22 protein-coding genes are annotated in these 21795 nt (G+C 59.7%); 14 read left to right on the forward strand and 8 right to left on the reverse strand.

The window, feature by feature from the left end; genetic code table 11:
• The first annotated feature begins 19 nt into the window (after nt 1-19).
• The gene (locus tag RTS12_RS09310; protein WP_312527774.1) at nt 20-505 is read left to right on the forward strand and encodes a RidA family protein; all 486 of its coding nucleotides are present in this window, start codon (nt 20-22) and stop codon (nt 503-505) included.
• 67 nt (nt 506-572) lie between these two features.
• Here RTS12_RS09310 and RTS12_RS09315 read toward each other — a convergent pair whose 3' ends face one another.
• The 3 genes from RTS12_RS09315 to RTS12_RS09325 all read right to left on the reverse strand — a co-directional run bounded on the left by RTS12_RS09315 (nt 573) and on the right by RTS12_RS09325 (nt 4040).
• On the reverse strand, nt 573-914 hold the full coding sequence (locus RTS12_RS09315; protein WP_312527776.1) for an iron-sulfur cluster assembly protein: 342 nt from the start codon (nt 912-914) through the stop codon (nt 573-575).
• A gap of 189 nt (nt 915-1103) precedes the next feature.
• Nucleotides 1104-2522, reverse strand: a complete 1419-nt coding sequence (locus tag RTS12_RS09320) for an amidase (protein ID WP_312527778.1) — start codon at nt 2520-2522, stop codon at nt 1104-1106.
• 3 nt (nt 2523-2525) lie between these two features.
• Nucleotides 2526-4040 (reverse strand): malonyl-CoA synthase, encoded by a 1515-nt coding sequence (locus RTS12_RS09325; protein ID WP_312527780.1) that lies wholly within the window; start codon nt 4038-4040, stop codon nt 2526-2528.
• Between the two features lie 328 nt (nt 4041-4368).
• Here RTS12_RS09325 and RTS12_RS09330 point away from each other — a divergent pair, with 328 nt between their 5' ends.
• Nucleotides 4369-4605, forward strand: a complete 237-nt coding sequence (locus RTS12_RS09330) for a hypothetical protein (RefSeq protein WP_312527782.1) — start codon at nt 4369-4371, stop codon at nt 4603-4605.
• A 57-nt stretch (nt 4606-4662) separates the two neighbouring features.
• Here the strand turns inward: RTS12_RS09330 and RTS12_RS09335 are convergent, their stop codons facing one another.
• Complete coding sequence (locus tag RTS12_RS09335; RefSeq protein ID WP_312527784.1) at nt 4663-5028, reverse strand: hypothetical protein; 366 nt, start codon at nt 5026-5028, stop codon at nt 4663-4665.
• A 279-nt stretch (nt 5029-5307) separates the two neighbouring features.
• Between RTS12_RS09335 and RTS12_RS09340 the strand changes: the two genes are divergently transcribed.
• Together RTS12_RS09340 and RTS12_RS09345 are read left to right on the forward strand one after the other, a co-directional pair.
• Complete coding sequence (locus RTS12_RS09340) at nt 5308-7626, forward strand: Tex family protein (RefSeq protein ID WP_312527785.1); 2319 nt, start codon at nt 5308-5310, stop codon at nt 7624-7626.
• A 184-nt stretch (nt 7627-7810) separates the two neighbouring features.
• Nucleotides 7811-8128, forward strand: a complete 318-nt coding sequence (locus tag RTS12_RS09345; RefSeq protein WP_312527787.1) for a multidrug efflux SMR transporter — start codon at nt 7811-7813, stop codon at nt 8126-8128.
• 46 nt (nt 8129-8174) lie between these two features.
• On the opposite strand, the gene RTS12_RS09350 is transcribed toward RTS12_RS09345, so the two are convergent.
• Nucleotides 8175-9563, reverse strand: a complete 1389-nt coding sequence (locus RTS12_RS09350) for a PepSY-associated TM helix domain-containing protein (RefSeq protein ID WP_312527789.1) — start codon at nt 9561-9563, stop codon at nt 8175-8177.
• Nucleotides 9564-9673: 110 nt separating this feature from the next.
• Entirely contained in the window at nt 9674-10051 is a 378-nt protein-coding gene (locus RTS12_RS09355; RefSeq protein WP_312527791.1) for a hypothetical protein, read from the reverse strand.
• A 234-nt stretch (nt 10052-10285) separates the two neighbouring features.
• On the opposite strand from RTS12_RS09355, the gene RTS12_RS09360 reads away from it, so the two are divergent.
• The 8 genes from RTS12_RS09360 (at nt 10286) to RTS12_RS09395 (ending at nt 18127) form a co-directional block, all read left to right on the forward strand.
• Entirely contained in the window at nt 10286-11917 is a 1632-nt protein-coding gene (locus RTS12_RS09360) for an ABC transporter substrate-binding protein (protein WP_312527792.1), read from the forward strand.
• A 72-nt stretch (nt 11918-11989) separates the two neighbouring features.
• Nucleotides 11990-13006 carry an ABC transporter ATP-binding protein gene (locus RTS12_RS09365; RefSeq protein ID WP_312527793.1) on the forward strand — a complete coding sequence of 339 codons (1017 nt, stop codon included), beginning with the start codon at nt 11990-11992 and terminating at the stop codon, nt 13004-13006.
• A complete protein-coding gene (locus tag RTS12_RS09370; RefSeq protein WP_312527794.1) occupies nt 13003-14001 on the forward strand; it encodes an oligopeptide/dipeptide ABC transporter ATP-binding protein in 999 nt (332 codons plus the stop codon). The genes RTS12_RS09365 and RTS12_RS09370 overlap by 4 nt, the downstream gene beginning before the upstream one ends.
• A 7-nt stretch (nt 14002-14008) precedes the next feature.
• Nucleotides 14009-14938: an ABC transporter permease gene (locus RTS12_RS09375; RefSeq protein WP_312527796.1), complete on the forward strand. Its 930-nt coding sequence runs from the start codon at nt 14009-14011 to the stop codon at nt 14936-14938.
• Nucleotides 14939-14950: 12 nt separating this feature from the next.
• Complete coding sequence (locus tag RTS12_RS09380; protein WP_312527797.1) at nt 14951-15808, forward strand: ABC transporter permease; 858 nt, start codon at nt 14951-14953, stop codon at nt 15806-15808.
• Nucleotides 15809-15850: 42 nt separating this feature from the next.
• Nucleotides 15851-16609: a glycerophosphodiester phosphodiesterase family protein gene (locus tag RTS12_RS09385; protein ID WP_312527798.1), complete on the forward strand. Its 759-nt coding sequence runs from the start codon at nt 15851-15853 to the stop codon at nt 16607-16609.
• Nucleotides 16609-17283, forward strand: coding sequence for an HAD-IA family hydrolase (locus RTS12_RS09390; protein ID WP_312527799.1), 675 nt, complete (start codon nt 16609-16611; stop codon nt 17281-17283). The genes RTS12_RS09385 and RTS12_RS09390 overlap by 1 nt, the downstream gene beginning before the upstream one ends.
• A gap of 19 nt (nt 17284-17302) precedes the next feature.
• Nucleotides 17303-18127, forward strand: a complete 825-nt coding sequence (locus tag RTS12_RS09395) for a sugar phosphate isomerase/epimerase family protein (RefSeq protein ID WP_312527801.1) — start codon at nt 17303-17305, stop codon at nt 18125-18127.
• Nucleotides 18128-18175: 48 nt separating this feature from the next.
• Here RTS12_RS09395 and RTS12_RS09400 read toward each other — a convergent pair whose 3' ends face one another.
• A complete protein-coding gene (locus tag RTS12_RS09400; protein WP_312527802.1) occupies nt 18176-19429 on the reverse strand; it encodes an Hsp70 family protein in 1254 nt (417 codons plus the stop codon).
• A 124-nt stretch (nt 19430-19553) separates the two neighbouring features.
• Nucleotides 19554-20516 carry a dihydrodipicolinate synthase family protein gene (locus RTS12_RS09405; RefSeq protein WP_312527806.1) on the reverse strand — a complete coding sequence of 321 codons (963 nt, stop codon included), beginning with the start codon at nt 20514-20516 and terminating at the stop codon, nt 19554-19556.
• A gap of 251 nt (nt 20517-20767) precedes the next feature.
• Between RTS12_RS09405 and RTS12_RS09410 the strand changes: the two genes are divergently transcribed.
• Nucleotides 20768-21466, forward strand: a complete 699-nt coding sequence (locus RTS12_RS09410; protein WP_312527804.1) for a GntR family transcriptional regulator — start codon at nt 20768-20770, stop codon at nt 21464-21466.
• A gap of 158 nt (nt 21467-21624) precedes the next feature.
• On the forward strand, nt 21625-21795 hold a 171-nt coding region (locus tag RTS12_RS09415), incomplete at its 3' end, for an ATP-binding cassette domain-containing protein (protein ID WP_312527808.1).

Below are 21795 nucleotides of genomic sequence, written 5' to 3' on the forward strand. Positions count from 1 at the left end.
CATGATAAGGACATTTTTGATGAAAAAAACCTTCGCCCTTGCCGCCGCACTTTGCGCAGCTCCGCTGCTGGTTCATGCCGAGGATGTCGTCCGTCACAAGACCCCCGGCTCTGACTTCCCGATCGCACGTGCGGTCGAAGTTCCGGCGGGCAAGACGACCGTTTATGTCAGCGGAATGGTCCCCTCGGTTGCAGACGAGAAAGCGGATCCCAAGACCCCCGAGGCTTGGGGTGATACCAAAACCCAGACCGAAAGCGTGCTGAAATCGATCGAGGCAACGCTGAAGGATCTGGACCTGACCATGGGCGATGTCGTCAAAATGCAGGTCTACCTTGTCGCTCCCGAAGGGCAGGCTGCCGATTTCGCGGGCTTCATGGAGGGCTATACCCAGTATTTCGGGACGCAAGCTCAGCCGAACCTGCCGGCACGTTCGGCTATGATCGTCAACAAGCTGGTTAACCCGAACTGGCTGGTCGAGATCGAAGTGACGGCCGTTCGCCCCTAAGGCACAGCGAATTCCTCATCCGGCCGGCCTCAGGCTGGCCGGATGGTTTACGGGCTAAGAAGCGGGCTCAACCGCATCCTTGCATCGCGGGCTTGCGCCAATCGGGATCGCAGGTCAGCATCACCTCGGCGTGACGGATGCCGGGCAGGGCGATGACTGCCTTTTCAACGGCAACTTTTTGCATCGTCGTCACGGGCGAATTATGGTTCGCGCAGTTAAGCGTGATCCAGACGTTGTCTGCCTCTAGCGCGACTTCGCCGATCAGGCCCAATTCCGTCAGCCTGCGCCCGGATTGAGGGTCGCGAACCCCGGCCAAGGCGCTGTGAACGGCATTCAGCCGGTCACAATACTCGCAAGCCCGCAGATTGCTCTGCACAGGCAAACGCGCCTTGGCTCGCCGTTTCGCCATGACCATATCCAGCAAGTTCCGGCCCATGGCCGGACGGAGCTTAAAGCGCCTCATAGTCGGGTCTTACACCTTATTGCATTAGGGCGGGCAGGGCCTGTCCCTGATCCAAAATATCGCCGAATCTTAAAATAACGGCCTTTCGGGTGTCGGACCTTGCGCTAGATCAAGTATTTGTGATGCCAGCTTTCTTTAACACGGGGCCGGGCGCTTTTGGGGCCAAAGGGTCTTGCGGTGATAGGCCTCGCCGATGGCCAAGATCTCGCGGTCCTGCCCATGCGCCCCGATGAGCTGCATACCCATTGGCAAGCCGTTTGCACCAAAGCCCACAGGCACGTTCAGCGAACATAGTCCGATCAGCGAAACCGGGACCACGACCTCCATCCAGCGGTGATAGGTGTCCATTTTCTGGCCATTGATGCTTTCGGGCCAGCGCCAGTCGATGGGAAAGGGCCAGACCTGGGCCGTGGGCATCACCCATGCGTCGTAATCCGCAAAAAGGCGATGGGCATGGGCATACCAACGCGAGCGCGTCATTGAGGCTTGATAGGCGGCATCGGCGGTAAGGGATGCGCCATTTCCGATTTCCCATTGCGATTCAGGCTTGAGCTGGGCGCGGCTATCGGGGTTGTCCCACAGCGCCTTTTTCGCGCCGTGGTTCAGCATGGCACGCAATGTCGTCCACGAATGCCACAGCTTTTCGGCGGGATAGGGGGGCGAAAGGGGGATCACTTCGGCGCCCAGACCGCGCAGCACATCCAGGCCGCTTTCGCAGGCGGCCAGAATGCCCGGCTCGCAGGGATAGGCCCCGTCCCAATCGCCTAGCCATGCGATGCGTTTGCCCTGCAGGCTGTCCGGGGCGGTGATCGTCGGCGTCAGGTAATCTGCGGCGGGCAGACCAAAGGGCATCTGCGGGTTGGCCCCCGCGATCACGCTAAGCAGCCGCGCAAGGTCTTGTACGTTGCGCGCCATCGGGCCTTCTGTGGCCATGGTCGAGAAAAAGCTTTCGCCGCCCGCCTCGCCGGGGACCAAGCCCCAGCTGGGTCGATAACCATAGATGTTACAGAATGCCGCGGGGTTGCGCAGGCTGCCCATCATATCCGAGCCATCTGCAATCGACAGCATGCCGGTGGCCAACGCCGCGGCAGCACCGCCAGACGAGCCTCCGGCCGTTTTATCGACGGCATAGGGATTGGATGTCGCGCCATGGACCGGATTAAAGGTATGGCTGCCATGGCCCCATTCGGGGGTATTGGTCTTGCCGATGACAATCGCGCCTGCGGCCTTGATCCTTTGGACCATCAGCCCGTCCTCGACCGGCACGTAATCGGCAAACAGCGGTGATCCAAAGGTGGTGCGAATGCCCTTGGTCGGCATCAGATCCTTGATGGCAATCGGTATGCCATGCAGCAGTCCCAACATCGGGGTGTTATCCAGCGCGCGGGCCTCGGCCATCAGCTCATCTGGGTCGCGCAGCGACACGATGGCATTGATCGCGGGATTGACCTGGGCAATGCGCGCCAGGGTCGCTGACATGATCTCTGAGGGGCGCAGGCGGCCTGCGCGGACCTCGGCCACCATCTCGCCCGCAGAAAGATTGGTTATCGACATGGCCTATCCTTTGAAAAAATTGCGGTATGTGTCGCGCAGCAGGTTCTTTTGAACCTTGCCCATGGTGTTGCGTGGCAGGCTTTGGGCAAAGACATAGGCCTTGGGCTGCTTGAAGCGTGCAAGATGGCCCTGCAGCGCGGCCTCAAGTTGCTTGGCGTCGGGGGCGGTATCCTTTTGGGGGACAATCACCGCGATCACTGCTTCGCCGAAATCGGCATGGGGCACGCCGATGACCGCGCTTTCCAGAACACCGGGCTGCGGGTCCAGGACCAATTCGATCTCTTTGGGATAGATATTATACCCGCCCGAAATGATCAGATCCTTTTGGCGCCCGACAATGGTGACATAGCCTTCCGCATCAATGACACCCAGATCGCCGGTGATGAAAAAGCCATTCTCACGCAGCTCCTCGCGGGTCTTTTCGGGCATTTGCCAATATCCTGCAAAGACATTGGCCCCGCGCACTTCGATCATGCCTGCGGTATTGGCAGGCAGTTCGATCCCGGTTTCGGGATCTGTGATCTTGACCTCGACCCCGGGCAAGGCAGGGCCGACGGTTCCGGGACGCCTGTCACCCTCATAGGGGTTCGAGGTCGTCATATTGGTTTCGGTCATGCCATAGCGTTCAAGGATGCGATGGCCCGTGCGCGCCTCGAATTGGCGATGCGTTTCAGCCAGAAGAGGGGCTGATCCCGAGGTGAAAAGCCGCATCTGCCGTGTCATCGCCTGGTCAAACCCCGGCTCATCCAGCAGGCGCGTGTAATAGGTCGGAACGCCCATCATCGTGGTGACGCGCGGCAGCCATTCCATCGCCTGATCCGCCTTGAAGCCCGGCAGAAAGACCATTGCTGCGCCCGATAAAAGCGCGACGTTCGAAGCCACAAACAGGCCGTGGGTATGAAAAATCGGCAGCATATGCAGCAAGATGTCATCAGGGGTAAAGCGCCACTCATCCACCAAGACGCGCGCGTTCTCTAGCAGGTTGCGCTGGGTCAGCATCGCCCCTTTGGATCGCCCGGTGGTTCCCGATGTATAAAGGATGGCGGCCAAGTCATCTGAGGCCCGATCTGTTGGCACCAGCGCCGTGGGTGCTGCGGCCGCCAAATCTGTCAAAGAGCCCGCACCCGACGCGTCCATCGTCGCAAAGCCAGCGCCAAGGCGGGCCGCAATCGGACTTAGATCTGCGCCCTTTGCGGGATCGCCCAACAGCAGCCGCGCGCCCGAGTCTTCAAGGAAATAGGCCAGCTCCTCGGGGGTATAGGCGGTGTTGAGGGGCAAAAAGACCACGCCCACGGCCAGCGAGGCGGCGTAAAGCGCCAAAGCTTGTGGGGATTTCTCGACCTGCACAGCCAGCCGATCCCCCGGCGTTAGTCCAAGTTCGCGCAGGGCATGGCCATATTGATGTGCCATTGCGACAAACGCGCGCCCCGAAATTTCGGACCCATTTGCCAGATACAACAGCACCCGGTCACGATCAGACCATGGCGCGATCAAGGCGTCATAAAGCGGGTTGGGCATAGCGTCCTCCTTGCGCGTTCCATCCGGTTTAAGCTTGCCCATGAAGGGGGAACAGTCCAGCGCCGCAGATATCCGCCACAGGTCTCAGTCGACGGGTCGGATAACGCCATAAGCCCATTGGTTTGCGCAGAAATACATCCTTAGGTTGTGCATCACGGCGACGTGATTTAAACGTGATCGTGCCGCCCCAGGCAATGAGGGGGGAATTGTAAGTATTTGATGTCTCTTATGTTCACCTTCGCCAAGGCTGATTGCTTCACTGTTGGGGCAATTGGGTCGCGACGATCCCCGGTGTGGCTAATTTCAACCTAATTCAGAGCTTGATCCGATGAAAAAATTTGCCCTCGCTGCTCCGATTGCTGTTGTTCTGGCGCTTTCCGCCTGCGCGACGCCAGAAAGCTATGAAACCACCCCGGTGGTTGTTGAAAGCGCGCAAGGTCCGGTGACCTGCCAGCTTTACACCAAATCGATCGTCGCATGGGACCGCGCCATCGACCGCCCCGCGAAAATGTCTGTCAAAGCTGCGGATGAAATCTGCCAGGCCGAAGGCCGCCGTCAGAAGTAATTACGGCTTGCATGAACATTCGCCCCGTCCGTCCTCGGGCGGGGCTCCCTTGGCCTGTCAGGCAAGTGCAGCCGCCGAAAAGGCATCGCGCACCAGCACATATTGCAGCGCAGCCAAGATCAGGATGACCGCCACCAAGATATACCACAAGACGCGGCGGCGACGGCTTTGTCGCGGCAACCAGCCCTTGATGAAACGTGCCGAAAGCCCCAGCAACAACAAGGCAGCGGGGGCGATAAACAGGCCCCAAACGCCGATGCGCTGGGTCTCGATCTTCAGGCTTTGCGCCCATTCGATCGGAATCTGGGTTTCTTGCGGGATACGGCTAAGGGCGAAACAGGCGGCAGCAGCTAGAATGAGCGCGCAGAGGCCGAACATCGAGCTGGTCCATTGCCGCGCCGCCAGATTGCCATTCTTACTCATCGGACGTTCCCCCTGCACCGACGTGACAGCGTGTTGACCGCTTGGGAATCTGTCCGGATGGCAAGGCATCCTTCAGGTTGATCCCCGTAAGTCAAATATGTCTGTGATTGTAGAATATGCCAAGAAAAATGACGGCTGCCGCCCGGCAATCTTGCTGTTCTTTTGCATAGGTTAGCTTACGAAAGCTAAGCGTCGCCACCCGGCCCTTTGCCGGATGAAAAGCTGGCACGACCTTTGCCGAAAGGCTATGACGGGGCTTCGCAGCTGGAAGGACAGATTATGGATATTGCCGATCGCATTGCCCGCATTATCGCGCAGGAAATCGGGGCTGGCGCGTCTCAGGTTACGGCAGCGGTCGGACTGCTGGATGGGGGGGCGACGGTTCCTTTCGTGGCGCGTTACCGCAAAGAGGTGACGGGGGGGCTCGATGACACGCAGCTGCGCACCCTGGCCGAGCGCCTTGGCTATCTGCGCGAACTCGAGGCGCGGCGGGCAACGATCCTTGGCTCGATCCGCGATCAGGGCAAACTAAGTGATGAGCTGGCGCGTGCGATTGCACAGGCCGAGACCAAGGCGACGCTGGAAGATATCTATCTGCCCTTTAAACCCAAGCGCCGCACCAAAGCGATGATTGCGCGTGAAAACGGGCTAGAGCCGCTTTTGCGTCAGATCGAAAGCATGCGCGGGCAAGATCCCAAAGCGCTTGCGGCGAGCTATCTGTCTGAGAATGTCGCCGATGCGAAGGCGGCTCTTGACGGTGCGCGCGATATCTTGACCGAAGAGCTGGCCGAAAATGCGGTGCTGCTGGGACGGCTGCGCGACTTCATGCGACGCGAGGCGGTGGTCAGCGTCAAGGTCTCGGCCGGCAAGGAAGAGGCGGGGGCCAAATTCTCTGATTACTTCGATCACCGTGAGAATTGGGCTGACATGCCGTCGCATCGCGCATTGGCCGTGATGCGTGCCGCCAAAGAGGATATCGTCACCATCGAGATCGCACCCGATCCCGAAACCGGTGCACCTCAGGCCGAACGCATGGTCGCCGCAGCCATCGGCAATCTGGGGGATCTGCCGGGCGATCAATGGCTGCGCGGGGTTGCGGGCTGGACGTGGCGCGTGAAGCTGTCGAATACGATGTATATCGATCTTCTGACCGAATTGCGCCGCCGTGCGCATGAGGATGCGATCAAGGTGTTTGGGCGCAACCTCAAGGATCTGCTTTTTTCCGCCCCGGCGGGCGCTCGCGCCACCATTGGCCTTGATCCGGGCATTCGCACGGGCGTCAAAGTGGCGGTGGTCGATGCGACGGGCAAGCTGGTCGAGACGACCACCATCTATCCGTTCCAGCCAAGAATGGATGTGCAGGGCGCCGAGGCCGCGCTATTGGCGCTGATTGCACGCCACAAGATCGAGCTGATCGCCATCGGCAACGGCACTGCCAGCCGCGAGACCGAGCGTCTGGTTGCCGAGGTTCTGAAGCGTCTGCCCAAGACAGTAAAAGTGCCGACCAAGGTCGTCGTCTCCGAGGCAGGGGCCTCGGTTTACTCGGCATCTGAACTGGCCGCCAAAGAATTTCCCGATCTGGATGTCAGCCTGCGTGGCGCAGCATCGATTGCGCGGCGCTTGCAAGATCCTTTGGCCGAGCTGGTCAAAATCCCGCCGGAATCCATTGGGGTCGGGCAGTATCAGCACGATGTCGATCAACGCCAGCTGGGGCGTGCCCTAGAGGCTGTGGTCGAGGACGCCGTGAACGCGGTCGGGGTTGACCTGAACACCGCCTCGGCGTCGCTTTTGTCCCATGTCGTGGGCCTTGGCCCGTCGCTTGCGCAAAACATCGTGGCCCATCGCGACTTGAATGGTGCCTTCACCTCGCGCAAGGCCCTGTTGAAGGTCGCCGGTCTTGGGCCAAGGGCTTTCGAACAGGCGGCTGGGTTTTTGCGCATCCGCGATGGCATCGAGCCGCTTGATGCCTCGTCTGTGCACCCCGAGGCTTACGGCGTGGCGCGCCGGATCGTTCAAGCCTGCGGGCGTGATATTCGCCAGATCATGGGCCAGCCCGCCGCCTTGAACGGGTTGCGCGCGGAACAGTTCGTCGATGACAAATTCGGCCTGCCCACGGTGCGCGACATTCTGGCCGAATTGGAAAAGCCGGGGCGGGACCCGCGGCCAGATTTTGTCACCGCCAGTTTCGCGGACGGTGTCGAGGATATCAAAGACCTTCGACCCGGCATGTTGCTGGAAGGGACGGTCACCAATGTCGCGGCTTTTGGCGCTTTTGTCGACATCGGGGTACATCAGGACGGGCTGGTCCATATCAGCCAGCTTGCCGATCGCTTTATCAAGGATGCCCATGAGGTCGTGAAAGCGGGCGATGTCGTCAAGGTCCGCGTGACCGAGGTGGATATCGCGCGCAAACGCATCGGCCTGTCCATGCGCAAGGATGGCGGCGGCGATACCGCTGCGCCGCCTGCCTCGGCGAAAGCCGCCAAGCCTGCCGGAAAATATCATAGCGCGGCCCCCAAGCGAGAGGGCGCAAAACCCGAGACCGCCTCTCCGGGGGCGTTGGGTGCGGCGCTGTTGAATGCCATGCGCAAGGGCTAGGTGGTTGCCCACAGGCAACCATCGCCCGCGAAATACAGCGCGCCTCGGGATAAGGGTTTTTCGGGGCGCGCGCTTACGCTAGATACCGATGAAACGGGGACGTCCCCTCCTGTCGGCTGCGCGGTTGCACTGGCGGGCGCAGCATGTTCAGGACGGCCTGACCTCAATTCAAGGGAACAGGCCAATGGCATGGATCGTTCTATTTTTCGCGGGTATTTTGGAAGTTGTCTGGGCTGTTTCAATGAAACAGTCGCATGGCTTTACCAAGCTTGGGCCGACCGCATTGATGGTCGTGACGATGATTGGCAGCTTTTGGTTGCTGTCGATTGCGATGCGCAGCTTGCCTCTTGGCACGGCCTATACGATCTGGACAGGCATCGGTGCCGTCGGGGCTTTCGTGGTGGGAATCGCCTTTTTGGGCGAGGCTGTCACGCCAATGCGCGTGATCGCGGCCATTTTGATCGTCGCCGGGCTGATCCTGATGAAGATCTCGGCAAGCTGATTTAATATGGAGGGGCCAGCAGAGGATCTGCTGGCCCCTTCCATTTTTATGCCGCTTGCTGCGTCACCGCCATGCGCCAGCGCAGCACATCAATGGTGATGAAAACCCCAAGGCTGACGCCGAGCACGGGCAATGCCCAAGCCAGCGCCGCAGACAGCAACAATGTGATGATCCGGGCGGTCCTGCTCATCCTTGCCCAGCTTGCGATAAGGGTTTGTGGCATGCTGCCCGGTGCGGGGCGGCGAAGCCACCAGATGCGATAGCCGTAGATGATTACGGCGATCAACCCAATCCCTGCCAACGCCATGACGATCTGATTGGGCAGGCCAAACAGCACGCCCATATGGGCATCGATCCCCCAACGTACCAGTTTCGCCACCAGAGGGAAGCTTTCGAAATTGGTACGGCTGATCAAGGTGAACATCGCCGGATCAATCGCCGCCGCATCGACCTGGCTGGGCCAAGAGCGATCATATTCGGTGACAAGCCAGGCCTGACCGGGCCGGGGTGGGCGGATCTCGGTCATGGGGGCGTCAATCCCCTCGAACCGGGCCGAGGCCAGCGCGACATCAAAGTAATCGTCCAGCTCGGGCCCCGAGAGCTTTGACATTTCGGCGGCATAGGCCATGTGCTCGGCATGTTCACCCGCCGACATGCCTGCCATCGAATGTTCCCCGTCCAGATTCAGGTTAAGCGAGGGGGTGATCCAGCCCATATTCAGTCGCAATTGATCGATACGCGCGCCTGCGGCTTGCGACCAGGTCAAGCCGGTCGCGGATAGAAACAGCAAGACCACCGCGATACTGACCCCGATGGTGGAATGCAGCCAGCGCAGGCGTTGCGCGGGTGGCATTTGTCCAACCTTACGGCTGCGCTTGCGCCCAGTGGCCCAAAGGATCACCCCGCCAAGCGTCACGACCCATAACCAGGACGCGGCCAGCTCGCTATAATAGCGCCCGAACTCTCCCAGCATCAGGTTGCGGTGAAAATAGTCGATCGCGGTGCGGAAGGGTAAAATCCCCGAAGTGCCATAAGCGATCATATCCCCGCGCAACTCAAGCGTCACCGGATCGACGAAAACCGCGCGGGTTTCCGACGGGCCAAGGCCGGCTTGGGTGAACATCACACGCGTGGTCTGTCCGGGCTGCGGGGCGGGGCGCAGCGCAAAGATCGGCGCATCACCCGCCACCGCACGCGCGGCCCGGATTTGTTCGACCAGAGGGCGCTCAAGGCCGACGGATTGCGTAAAAAGGGCCTTGCGGTAGATCATCTGCTCGATCTGCGGGGTCAGAACGTAAAGCGTGCCGGTCAGTGCCGCGATCAGGATGAAGGGCCCGGTCAACAGGCCGATGTAAAAATGCATCCGCAGCAAAAAGCCGCGCCAGGCGCCAGCCTCACGCGCCAGACTACGGGTCGGGAAAGAAGTGTCGGTCATGTCCAGTTCCGCTCTCAGAAGGTCAGAACCTGCGCAAACCGGATGCGCAAGCCGGTCTCATCTGGGTAATGGCGGGACAAGATCGGATAGGTCAGGAAAGTCCCAATTTCCTAAACGATCTGCCCTGCCGCTTGCGAAAGTGGGGGACCGCGTACCGGGGTGGTGGGATCTCGAAGCCGGTGGCGCGATTGGGCCAAAAGCGGCAGATAAATGGCGGCGCGCGCCTGACGCTCGATCTGAAGTGCGCTGTCGCAAGGCTGCGGAATGACCGCCGCGCCGATCAGCGTGCAGATCGGACAGGCGGGCATCTGCGCGCCATGATCATTCTTGCCGCATAGTTCTATCGACAGCCCTGCCAGCTGATAGCCCTGCAACTGCACATGTTCGATCGTAGGGACGCGATGACCTGCGCCTGCCATGCCAAGCGCAAGCGTCAGCATCGCAACCAGCATCAAACAGGAAAGGCGGATTGATCGGAATCCCAGCATGGGCCGTGTCTAGCCGCAGGCGGGATGCGCGGCAAGCAGGCACGCAAAACCTGCATCCGAAAGAATGAGCGAAAAGGGGCAAGCGTGCCTTTCATCCTGTGATTGTGCTCTGCGCCTGACGGGGAAATTTCATCATTTCGTCACCTTCGGGTCATCTGAATGCCACAGCACTGGGGGAAAAGGCACCGCGACCTGGATCGATCCAAGCGATCCCTCCTCAGCGAAGAGAGAATGATGCTTATTAACCGCCGCCACACCTTGAGCTTGTTCGGCGCTGCTGCCGGATCCCTGATCTTGCCGCGCCGCATGATGGCGCAGGGCAGCCGCCGCTCGATCACCATTGCGGTGCAAAAGATCACGAATAACAACACTCTTGATATCTGGAACGAGCAGTCGAACGTCGGGGAGCGTGTCTTTTTTCCCAATCTGTGGGAAGGGCTGATCAACCGTGATTGGATGGGCGATCAAGGCCCGGTTGCGGGGCTGGCCACCGAATGGAAGCGTCTGGACGATAAAACCATCGAGCTGAAGCTGCGCGAGGGCGTCAAATTTCACAATGGCGACGAGCTGACAGCCGATGATGTCGTGTTTTCCTTCTCGGATGAGCGGCTTTTTGCGGGGACCGAACCGGCCGGTGGTAAGACCATCTATGCCGAGAACTTCAAGCCGCAAAACGCCAAGGAATTACCCGCCGGTGTTCCGGGCATTGCGCGCCGCTTGTGGCCTGCGCTGCGCGGTGTCGAGGCGGTCGACAAATATACGGTGCGCTTTCACAATGCGACGCCGGATGTCACGCTTGAGGGTCGCCTTTACGCCTTTGGCTCTCAGATCGCCAATAAACGCGCCTGGGACGAGGCTAAATCCTATGCGGAATGGGCGAATAAGCCTGTCACGACCGGCCCCTATCAGGTCGAAGAGTTTCGCCCCGATGTCTCCCTCACGCTTGTGGCCTTTGACGATTATTGGGGCGGCCAGCCTCCCCTGGCCAAGATCCGCTTTGTCGAGGTTCCCGAGGTTGCCAGCCGCGTCAATGGGCTGCTGTCGGGGGAATATGACTTTGCCTGTGACCTGCCCCCTGATCAGATCGCGACCATCGCGGCGGCGCCGGGACTAGAGGTCCAATCCTCGACCATTTGGAACCACCGCATTTCGGTTTTCAACAAGCAAAATGAGATCATGGCCGATCCGCTTGTGCGGCGTGCCTTTACCCATGCCATTGATCGCAAGGCAATTGTTGACGCGCTTTGGGGGGGGCAGACCGAGATCCCGGCAGGCATGCAATTCGACAGCTTCAAAAGCACCGATATGTTCATCGATGGCTGGAGCGTGCCCGAATTCAACCCCCAGCTGGCGCGCGATCTTCTGAAGCAGGCGGGTTATAAGGGGGATGCGATCCCTTACCGTTTGCTGAACAACTACTATACCAACCAGACGCCCACCGCGCAGGTGCTGGTCGAAATGTGGAAGCAGGTCGGGCTGAACGTCCAAATCGAGATGAAGGAAAACTGGGCGCAAATCCATGATCCTGAAGGGGTCAAAGGGGTGCGCGACTGGTCCGCCTCCAACAACATCAACGATCCGATCACGCCTCTGGTCGTTCAGTTCGGCCCCAATGGCGAGGCGCAGCAAAAGCGTGATTTCTGGAACCCAGAGGTTGATCAGCTTTCTGTCGTGATGGAAACCTCGATGGATAAGGCCACACGCAAAAAGGCCTTTGCCCGCCTGCTGGAGATCACCGAACGCGAGGATCCCGCCTATACGGTTCTTCACCAAAACGCGGTCTTCACCGGTATGAAATCCGAACTGAAATGGAAGGCGGCGCCCGCCTTTGCGATGGATTTCCGCAGCTCGAATTGGAAGGTCTAAGGACCAGCCATTTTGCCGGGCAGGCCGTCGCGCCTGTCCGGCTTTTTTTGGAATAAAGCAGGAGGGCGGCTGATGTCGTTTGTCTCCATCCGGGACCTCAGGGTCGCCTTTGACGGCGTCGAGGTCTTGCACGGTATCGATCTGGACATTGCCCGCGGCGAGGCCGTGGGGCTGGTCGGGGAAAGCGGTTGCGGAAAATCGGTGACATGGCTGGCGGCGCTGGGGCTATTGCCGGGTAAGGCGCGGGTGTCGGGTTCGGTTTCTATTGACGGGCAAGAGCTGGTGGGGGCCAGGCCACAGGTTCTAGAGCGGATGCGCGGCGCGCGGATCGCCATGATATTTCAAGACCCCTCATCATCGCTTAATCCGGTGCACCGTATCGGCAAGCAGATCGCCGAAAGCTTGGCGCGCCACCGCGGACTTCGGGGTCAGGCGGCGCGGGATGAAACCATTCGCTTGTTGGATCTTGTGGGCATCCCTGCGGCCAAAACGCGGGTCAATCTTTATCCGCATGAATTTTCTGGCGGGCAATGTCAGCGCATCATGATTGCCATGGCTTTGGCAGCTCAGCCCGAGCTGCTGATTGCAGACGAGCCCACAACAGCACTTGATGCGACGATTCAGGCCCAGATCCTTGAGCTATTGAACGAAATTCGCCGCGAGACGGGTATGGCGCTTGTCCTGATCAGCCATGATCTGGGTGCGGTTTCAGCGGTCTGCTCGCGCGCGGCGGTCATGTATGCAGGCCGCGTCGTGGAAACGAACGCGATTGGCCCGCTTTTCGATCACCCGGCCCATCCCTACACACGCGGACTTTTCGACGCGATCCCGCTGCTTGATGGACCACGCGCGCCCCTGATCCCGATCCATGGCACCGTACCCGATCCACGTGATCCACCGCCCGGATGCGCCTTTGGGCCGCGTTGCACGCGGGTAAGTGCCTTGTGCACCCAGCGCGTGCCGCCGCTGCAATCGCAATCGACTTGCCCGCGCATGGCGGGGGGGCTGGCCGCGTGTTTCCACCCTATCGGTGCGAAATCTGCAAACCCAGCGGCTGATCGCGTCTGCGCAGATCGGGTGCTGGCATGAGCGCTCCTTTGATCACCGCACGGGGGTTGGTGCAGCAATATTCGATCGCCGCGCCTTCACTAGCGGGGCGCCTATTGGGGCAACGGCCGGGGCATGTCCGCGCGGTCGATGGCCTTGATTTGCATGTGCACGAGGGTGAGACCTTGGGCATCGTGGGGGAATCTGGCTCGGGCAAGTCGACGCTGGGGCGGATGTTGCTGGGTCTCGAGGCGCCTTTTTCTGGCGAGGTCCGCTATCAGGGGCAACCCTTGCCGCCACCGCGCACCGCGCATTGGCGACAGTTGCGCGCCCAAATGCAGCTGGTCTTTCAGGATCCGCTTGCGGCACTGGATCGGCGCATGAGCATTGCCGAGCAAATTGCCGAGCCTTTGGATATTCATGCTTTGGCCAAGGGGGCTGCGCGCACCCAACGTGTGGCCGAGCTGATGGCGCGGGTCGGGCTGCGGGCCGATCAGGCGGCGCGTTATCCTCATGAGCTATCAGGAGGGCAGCGCCAGCGCGTCGTCATCGCCCGCGCCCTTGCAAGCCAACCGCGCTTTTTGGTCTGTGACGAGCCGGTATCGGCGCTTGATGTCTCGATTCAGGCACAGGTGGTCAACCTTTTGCGCGACCTTCAGCGCCAAGAGGGGCTGACCATGGTTTTCATCAGCCATGACCTGAAGGTCGTGCGAAATATCTGTGACCGCGTGGCGGTGATGTATCTGGGCCGGATCGTCGAGGAAGGCCCGGCCGATCAGATTTTCTCGGATCCGCGCCATCCCTATACCCAAGCGCTGGTTTCGGCGATCCCGCAGCCAGGGCGGGGCATGGCCGGGCGGATCCTGTTGACGGGCGAGCCGCCAAACCCGGCACAGCGCCCCTCGGGATGTGCGTTTCATCCGCGCTGCCAGATGGCCGATGCGGCCTGCGCCGCGACCATGCCCGAACTTTCCAGCCACCGTGGCCGGCTATGCGCCTGCCTCAAGCTGAAGCGTATGCTTCAGCCTGCCGCATGAGGGTCAGATGACGCAGTTCATTTTCGTCAAATTGGGTCGGGCGGTCGTGACCATTCTGCTGGTCATGACCTTTGCCTTTGTCGTGTTGCGGCTGTCGGGTGATCCGGCGCAGATTTTGCTTGGCCCGGATGCGCCGCAAGATGCAGTCGATGCTTTTCGCGCGCGCTGGGGGTTGGATGCACCACTTTGGCAACAATATCTAGCCTATCTCAAGCAGATTGCCAGCTTTGATTTCGGCGTGTCGATGCGCGATCAGTCACCAGCCCTTGATCTGGTGGTGTCGCGCATTCCCGCAACGCTGGCAATCACGCTTCCTGCGCTTTTCCTGAAGATCTGCATCGGGATTCCGGCGGGTGTGTATGCTGCACTTCACCGGCAATCATTGGCGGATCGCGGCGTCATCATGGCCTCGATCTTTGGCTTTACCATTCCCTCCTTCGTGTTGGGGCTGGTGTTGGTGCTGATTTTTGCGGTGACGCTAGACTGGTTGCCCTCGGGCGGGCAGGACAGTTGGCGTCATGCCATTTTGCCAATCGCAACGCTGTCGATTGGCGGTATCGGAATTCTGGCGCGGTTCTCTCGCTCTGCCATGATCGAGGTCCTGGGTCAGCCCTATATCCGCACCGCCATGGCCAAGGGGTTGCCCTGGCGCGAAGTCGTCTGGCGTCATGCGCTGCCCAATGCGGCGGTGCCGATCGTGACCCTTGTCGGGTTTATGGTGGGCGCGTTGATTGCAGGCGCCGTCGTTGTCGAAAGCATTTTCTCTTGGCCGGGCATCGGTCGCCTGATCGTTGTCTCGGTTGCGAACCGCGATCTGGCGGTGGTGCAATGCCTGCTGGTCGTGATCGCCACCAGCATGGTGCTGGCCAATCTTTGTGTTGATTTTGCCTATGGGCTTTTGGACCCGCGCCTGCGTCAGACGCGCGCCGCACATTAATAGGGGACCACAATGTCCGATCTTACCCTTGCACCGCCCCGAATGCTGCGCCGGATCAGGCTGAAGGTGCCGATCCTTGTGATGCTTTCGCTGATGTGGTGCGCGCTGATCGTCATCGTTGCGATCTTTGCCGATTGGCTGCGCCCCTATGACATTACGCGGATGGACTTGATGGCGCGGCTGGCGCCGATAGGCACGCCCGGGCATCTGCTGGGAACGGATGAGCTGGGCCGCGACGTGCTGTCGCGCCTCATTCAATCTATCCGTGTTTCCCTGGTGATCGCCTTTGGTGCGACGCTTCTTTCGGCGGCCTTTGGCACACTGCTTGGCTTTCTTGCTGCCCAGTTTCGCGGCTGGGTCGAGCATCTGGTGATGACACTTGCCGATTTCCAGGCAGCACTTCCGTTCATGATCATGTCCTTGGCCGTGCTGGCTTTTTTTGGATCATCCATGGTCCTTTTGGTCTGCTTGATGGGCTTTTACGGATGGGAGCGTTACGCCCGCATCGCCCGCGGTCTTGCGATTTCCGCTTCGGCACAGGGCTATGCCGCGGCGGTGGTCCAGTTGGGCGCGCGGCCAGGGCGCGTCTATTTAAAGCATATCCTGCCCAATGTCGCTTCGACGCTGATCGTGTCGATGACGCTGACTTTCCCCGAGATCATCTTGATGGAATCCGGGCTGAGCTTTCTGGGGCTGGGGGTACAGCCGCCGCAGTCATCGCTTGGAAATATGGTGGGGTTTGGCCGCGAATATCTGACGCGCGCGCCCTGGATCATGCTGGCCCCTTCTGTGGTGATCGTTCTGACGACGCTGTCTATTTCGCTGCTGGGTGATTGGCTGCGCGACCGGCTTGATCCCACGATCCGCTGAAATCCTTAACATTTTGCCAATTTTTGAAAGAAAGACCGATATATGTCGAAAATCATGGCCCATCGCGGCGCCCGCAACCTTTGGGCCGAGAATTCGCTGCTGGGTTTTCGCAACACCGCCAAGCTGGGCTTCGAGGCTGTTGAGTTCGATCTGCATCTGACCGATGCAGGCGAGGTGGTGGTGATCCATGACGCGCTCTTGCAGCGCACCACCACCGGAACGGGCCCCGTTCGCCAGCTGACGGCGCAAGCTCGCCAGGAGTTGCGCCTGAAAGGGCCGGATGGCGCGCTGATCCCGGAAGGCGTTCCGACGCTGGATGATGTTTTGGCAATTTTCGCCCCACATCCTGAAACCAAGCTTTACGTCGAGCTGAAGGCCGATGAAAACGGCCGCCCTTATCCCGGACTGACGGCGAAGGCGGCCGAGATCTTGCGCGCGCACGGCCTGCAATCGCGCTCGGTTTTGCATAGTTTCGACATTGCGGTTGTCCGCGAGATCCGAGACCTCGCCCCGGATTTTGGGCGGCTGATCTCGGTCAATCAAGAATGGTGCGACAGACAGGGCGGCATTGCCGCATTCTTGGCCGAGGTCGAGGATCTGGTTGATATCGTGGGAATTCACCACGAATTATTCGAGGCCGAATATGAGCAGATCACAAGCCTTCGCGCAAAAGAGCGCTGCTCGGTCTGGACAATCAACACCCCCGAGCTGATGCGCCGATGGATCGACCGCGCTCCGGGCTATCTTGTTTCCGACAATCCCGTCATGCTGCGTGAAATCCTGCAAGAAAGCGTTGGGTAATGGCGGAAATCAAAGCTATTTTGTTTGACTGTGACGGGGTCTTGCTCGACAGCGAGCCGATGGGTTGCGAGGCTTTGGCCTTGGCGATTACGGCGGCTGGCCGAAAGATGGACCGTTTCGAGGCGGCCCAGATTTTCTCGGGCAATTCTTCCGGGGCAAGCCTGTCATGGATTGCGGCGCAGGGCTTGGATGCGCGGGCTGTTTATGACCATGCAGACCGGCTGTTGTTCACGATGTTTGAGCAAGAAATCCGCCATATTCCCGGAATTGAGGCGGTCCTTGCGGATTTCGATGTGCCCATGGCCGTTTGCTCGAATTCGATGATCAGGCGCCTTGAGCATTCAATCGCCCGCAGTCCGTTGGCGGCGCGCTTCCTGGGGCATATCTATTCGGCCGAGCATGTCGCCCATGCCAAACCCGCCCCGGATCTCGCTGTTTTTGCAGCCAAAAATCTGGGCGTGGCGCCATCCGAGGCCATCTTTATCGACGACAACCCTATTGGGCTTAGCTGTGGCGTTGCGGCGGGATGTCTGGCTGTCGGCTTTGTCGGCCCCTCGGATCACCGCAAAAGCATCGCAGATGATCTGCGCGATGCGGGGGCCGATTATATCGTGCATGGCATGGCGGAATTCCACGCTTTGCTTTGCGATCTTTCCCTTCCACTTGCTGCCTGAAGACTGGAAAAAAAACCACATGACCGAACTGCCGCTTTTGGGGGCCGCCATGAAGGTGGCCGAATTGTGCGGGCTTCAGGACTTTGTCCTGTCCCAGCATCGCGATCTTGAATTGCAGGATTTTTGCAATGCCGACCTGTTGAACGGTGATTGGAAAAGCACCGCCGCCAAGGCCAAGCAATTGCTGGCGGGATATCAGGGCAGGCTGGGCATTCACGGCCCCTTTTGGGGCATGAGCATTGCCAGCCCCGACACCGATCTGCGCGCTTTGAACCAGCGCAAATTTCTGCAGGGGCTCGCCGTTTGCGAAGATCTGGGCGCCACGCAGATGGTGATCCATTCGCCCTATACGACCTGGGACTTTAACAATCTGGATAACTTCCCGGGTCAGAGCGCCTATGATCGGGTGACTGAGAACTGCCACAAGACCATGGATGTGGTCGTCAAACGGGCGCAAGATATTGGCGTGACCATGGTGATCGAGAATATCGAGGATAAAGACCCCGATATACGCCGCATTCTTGCTGATAGTTTTCAATCGCCCAGCATGGCGGTGTCGATCGATACCGGGCATGCGCATTACGCCCATGGCTCGACGGGCGCGCCGCCAGTTGATTTTTATGTGCGTCGTGCGGGCAACCGGCTAGAGCATATTCATTTGCAAGATGCGGATGGTTATGCCGACCGCCATTGGAGCATCGGCGCAGGCACGATCCGTTGGCGCGCGGTCTTTGAGGCCTTGGCCGAGCTGACCTCGCGGCCGCGCATGATCCTAGAGCTGCGTGACGCGGCCAATATCCTGCCTTCGGTTGCCTATCTTCAGGAATTGGGGCTGGCGCGCTGATCCGTCGGGTAAATCTTGGGGTGCGCCAGGGCGCGCCCCAAATTCAGATCACGCCGCAGCAAGAGCCAGGCCATCGACCACAGCCGTAAAGGCCTGAGACATGCTGATTTCGGCGCGCGGGCAGACGGTTGCGGCCTCGGATGCGACCAGCTCCATCAGGCTAGAGCCGCCGACTAAGATCACTGAGGCAATATCGTCGCGACCGACTTGCGCCATATCCAGGGTTTCCTGCATGGCAAGGTGCAATTGCTGGCGATAACTCGAAAGTGCCGCATTCATGCTGATGGCGGTGATCGGGGCGGTCAGGCCGCGCTCGATATAGCCCATGGCGATCTGCGCATCCTGCCCGTGTGAATTGGCCGCAATTTTGCCTTTTTCGACGCTAAAGGCCAACTCATGGCCCAGCTCATCCGCGATGACATCGCCAAGCCGGGTCATTTTTGTGGGTTCAACCGCGTGTTTGATCAGATCCTCGACCAGACGCTGCGTGTCGCGGTTGTAAAGAAACGGGATCTTGGCCCAGTTGGACAGGTCTTGAAAGATTGCATTGGGAACCGGCAGCAGCCCCTCGCCAAAGGTGCGGCGCAGTTCGGTTCCATGGCCCAGAAGTGGCATCGCATGGGCCATGGACACAGCATGGTCAAAATCGGTGCCACCCAAGCGCAGGCCGTGGCTGGCGATGATCTCGACCCGGTTGTCTCGGCTGCGAAACACCGAAAAGTCAGATGTGCCGCCGCCAATATCCACAATCAGCCCCAAAGCATCGGCACGACTAAGCTGATGGCTGGCCAAAGCCGCCGCTTCTGGCTCGAACATGAAGGTGACCTCTTCAAATCCGGCAGCCAGATAGCAGGCACGCAGATCATCTTCGGCGCGCTGATCGCGCTCGGGGTCGGATGAGTGAAAATGAACCGGGCGGCCCGAAAGGGCGCGGCTAAAACTTAGCCCGGTCTCAGCCTCGGCGCGCGATTTCAGCGTTGCAAGAAAGGCGGTAACGATCTCGGACAGGGTTCTGCGCTTGCCACCGATCAGACGGCGGTCATGGAAAAGCGTTGTGCCCAGAATGCTTTTCAGCGCCCGCATAAAGCGTCCCTCATCGCCATCGATTAAGGCTTCAACGGCGTCCTGCCCGATTTGCATGGCACCGCCGCGCGCGGGGAAAAAGACGGCGGTGGGCAAAGTTTCCTCGCCTCGGGCAATCGGAATACGGCGCAGCACGCCATTTTCGCAAATGGCCGCTGCCGAATTCGAAGTGCCGAAATCAATGGCAAGGGTTGCTGCGGCATGGGGTGCGGCGGTCATGGCGGCCTCTGGGTAGGGTGGGAAGGGGGGCGAGCTATACCTTTCCGCCCCAAGGATCAAGAGGCGCCAATGGCAAAAGGCCCCACCGAAGCAGGGCCTTTCCAAATGCTGTGTCGCGATGCGATCAGGCGGCGTATTTGGCGACGGCGCCGTCTTGCTTGCTCCAATTGGCGTACCAGTTCTGGAACAGCGCCAATTGCGCCTCGCAATAGCCTTGCTGGCTGGGCGAGAGCTTGTCGGTTTCGTTGAACTGCAGCGCATATTCCGGGTTTCCGGTCAAAACCATCATATGCTTGTAGAACAGGACCAGATCCGGGCCCTCGTCGAAGGAGGACAGCACGCGCAGCGCGGTTTCCAGCTCCAAGGCGCGCACACGCGCATCCGCATCGCCCGCAGCCGCGGCTTTGCACAGGCGTACAAGATGCAGGACTTCTTTGGGCAGGACGTTGCCGATGCCGGTGATCGTGCCGATGGCACCGCATTCGACGATGCCGACATAGTTTGCGGTATCAACGCCGACCATCAGCGCCACACCGTCCTGAGCCGAGGTGATGAATTCTGCGGCATAGCGCAATGCTGCCGGGCCGCCGAATTCCTTGAACCCGACCAGGTTCGGATGCTCGCGGCGCAGTTCAAAGAAAAGCTCAGCGCGGGTCGCAAATCCGTAATAGGGGCTGTTGTAGATAACGGCCGGAACATCAGGTGCGGCTGCGAGAATGGCCTTGAAGTGATCTTTCTGGGCTGCAACCGAATTGCCGCGCGACATGACCCGCGGGATGACCATCAGGCCCTTGGCACCCATTTTCTGGGCATGTGCCGCATGGGCGACTGCGGCTTTGGTGTTGACCGCACCCGTGCCGACCATGACCGGAACGCCGGCTTTGCACAAAGCTTCGACGCCCTGCATCCGCTCATCATCGGTCAAAAGCGGCCAATCACCCATCGAGCCGCAATAGACGACGCCCGACATGCCCTGAGCGATCAGCTCTTGGCCCTTGCGCACCAGCGCCTCGAAATCAGGGGTGCGGTCGGCCTTGCACGGCGTCATCAGGGCCGGGATCGTGCCGGTGAACATCTCAGAAATCATCATTCTCTCCATCATAAAGCACGGGTGGGGGATTGCTGGGCAGAGGTCCGCCCGTGATTCCCGTATGATCTGGGTCAAACATAACTCAAGTATTTTGTTTGTCGACAAGTTTATGAAGCGAAATTCATCTCGATCTGAATTCAAGGGGACGTGGACGGGGTTGAGGCCAGACCTTTGCCGGTTGGCGCAGAAAAGATGCTTGATCCCAAAGAAAACTGGCCCATATTCAGTGTCGACATAAAGGATGCGAGATGGATCAGAAACCAGCGGCGGCAGACCGCAAACGAGGCTCAGGCGTTAAACTTGTCTATGACATTTTGCGCGATGAAATCATCAGCCTGTCCCTTCCACCGGGCAGCGCGATCGATGAAAATCAGCTGGCCGAGCGCTTCTCGATGTCGCGTACCCCGATCCGCGAAGCCTTGGTGCGTCTGGCGGGGGATGGTTTGGTTACGACGCTTCCCAACCGCTCGACTGTGGTTTCGAACATCGATTTTCTTAGCCTGCCTGCGTTTTTCGATGCGATCACGTTGATGTATCGGGTGACCACGCGGCTGGCCGCACGCAACCGCACCGAAGAGGATCTGCGCCAGATCCGCGCGCATCAGGCAGATTTTGCGCGCGCTGTGCGCGAGCAGGATGCGCTGGCAATGATTGCGACCAATCGCGATTTTCATGCCGCCATCGCCGAGGCAGGTCGCAACCCCTATTACTCGGGGCTTTTTGCGCGTCTTTTGGACGAAGGGCGTAGGCTGCTGCGGCTCTATTACTCGTCTTATTCCGACCGGCTGCCCGAAGAATTCGTTACAGAGCATGATCAGATGGTGCAGGCCATCGAATCCCAGGATCTTGAGACCGCTGATCGGCTTGGCTCGACCCATGCCGATCAGATCGTGCGCCAGATCCGCTCGTTGATTGCCGAGGATCGCCGCGAACATATTGCGCTTTAACCAACTCAGCCCCAGCGCTCAGACAACAGGCCGGCCCGACAGAGCGATCTGGGGCCGGTTTTTTCATGCCAGCAAGATTTGCAAAACCTTCATGTTGGCGACACGTAGCTGTCACTGCGCGGCTTTAATCCCTCGGCCAACAAGTCGGGGTTTCCATGCTGCTTTCAGTCAAGAATGTCACACGCATCTTCGGTCAGGCCAAAGCGGTCGACAATGCCTGCTTTGAGATCGAGCGGCCCATGATGATCGGCATTATCGGGGCCTCGGGGGCGGGCAAGTCGACGCTTTTGCGCATGATCAACCGCCTGACCGATGCCAGCTCTGGACAA

It is taken from the genome of Paracoccus sp. (in: a-proteobacteria) (genome assembly GCF_032007265.1).
Classification (GTDB): Bacteria; Pseudomonadota; Alphaproteobacteria; order Rhodobacterales; family Rhodobacteraceae; genus Paracoccus.

Bases quoted from the DNA above. Each gene is read 5' to 3' on its own strand.
- RTS12_RS09310 (WP_312527774.1), top strand. From the start codon at position 20: ATGAAAAAAACCTTCGCCCTTGCCGCCGCACTTTGCGCAGCTCCGCTG.
- RTS12_RS09315 (WP_312527776.1), bottom strand. From the start codon at position 914: ATGGCGAAACGGCGAGCCAAGGCGCGTTTGCCTGTGCAGAGCAATCTG.
- RTS12_RS09320 (WP_312527778.1), bottom strand. From the start codon at position 2,522: ATGTCGATAACCAATCTTTCTGCGGGCGAGATGGTGGCCGAGGTCCGC.
- RTS12_RS09325 (WP_312527780.1), bottom strand. From the start codon at position 4,040: ATGCCCAACCCGCTTTATGACGCCTTGATCGCGCCATGGTCTGATCGT.
- RTS12_RS09330 (WP_312527782.1), top strand. From the start codon at position 4,369: ATGAAAAAATTTGCCCTCGCTGCTCCGATTGCTGTTGTTCTGGCGCTT.
- RTS12_RS09335 (WP_312527784.1), bottom strand. From the start codon at position 5,028: ATGAGTAAGAATGGCAATCTGGCGGCGCGGCAATGGACCAGCTCGATG.
- RTS12_RS09340 (WP_312527785.1), top strand. From the start codon at position 5,308: ATGGATATTGCCGATCGCATTGCCCGCATTATCGCGCAGGAAATCGGG.
- RTS12_RS09345 (WP_312527787.1), top strand. From the start codon at position 7,811: ATGGCATGGATCGTTCTATTTTTCGCGGGTATTTTGGAAGTTGTCTGG.
- RTS12_RS09350 (WP_312527789.1), bottom strand. From the start codon at position 9,563: ATGACCGACACTTCTTTCCCGACCCGTAGTCTGGCGCGTGAGGCTGGC.
- RTS12_RS09355 (WP_312527791.1), bottom strand. From the start codon at position 10,051: ATGCTGGGATTCCGATCAATCCGCCTTTCCTGTTTGATGCTGGTTGCG.
- RTS12_RS09360 (WP_312527792.1), top strand. From the start codon at position 10,286: ATGCTTATTAACCGCCGCCACACCTTGAGCTTGTTCGGCGCTGCTGCC.
- RTS12_RS09365 (WP_312527793.1), top strand. From the start codon at position 11,990: ATGTCGTTTGTCTCCATCCGGGACCTCAGGGTCGCCTTTGACGGCGTC.
- RTS12_RS09370 (WP_312527794.1), top strand. From the start codon at position 13,003: ATGAGCGCTCCTTTGATCACCGCACGGGGGTTGGTGCAGCAATATTCG.
- RTS12_RS09375 (WP_312527796.1), top strand. From the start codon at position 14,009: ATGACGCAGTTCATTTTCGTCAAATTGGGTCGGGCGGTCGTGACCATT.
- RTS12_RS09380 (WP_312527797.1), top strand. From the start codon at position 14,951: ATGTCCGATCTTACCCTTGCACCGCCCCGAATGCTGCGCCGGATCAGG.
- RTS12_RS09385 (WP_312527798.1), top strand. From the start codon at position 15,851: ATGTCGAAAATCATGGCCCATCGCGGCGCCCGCAACCTTTGGGCCGAG.
- RTS12_RS09390 (WP_312527799.1), top strand. From the start codon at position 16,609: ATGGCGGAAATCAAAGCTATTTTGTTTGACTGTGACGGGGTCTTGCTC.
- RTS12_RS09395 (WP_312527801.1), top strand. From the start codon at position 17,303: ATGACCGAACTGCCGCTTTTGGGGGCCGCCATGAAGGTGGCCGAATTG.
- RTS12_RS09400 (WP_312527802.1), bottom strand. From the start codon at position 19,429: ATGACCGCCGCACCCCATGCCGCAGCAACCCTTGCCATTGATTTCGGC.
- RTS12_RS09405 (WP_312527806.1), bottom strand. From the start codon at position 20,516: ATGATTTCTGAGATGTTCACCGGCACGATCCCGGCCCTGATGACGCCG.
- RTS12_RS09410 (WP_312527804.1), top strand. From the start codon at position 20,768: ATGGATCAGAAACCAGCGGCGGCAGACCGCAAACGAGGCTCAGGCGTT.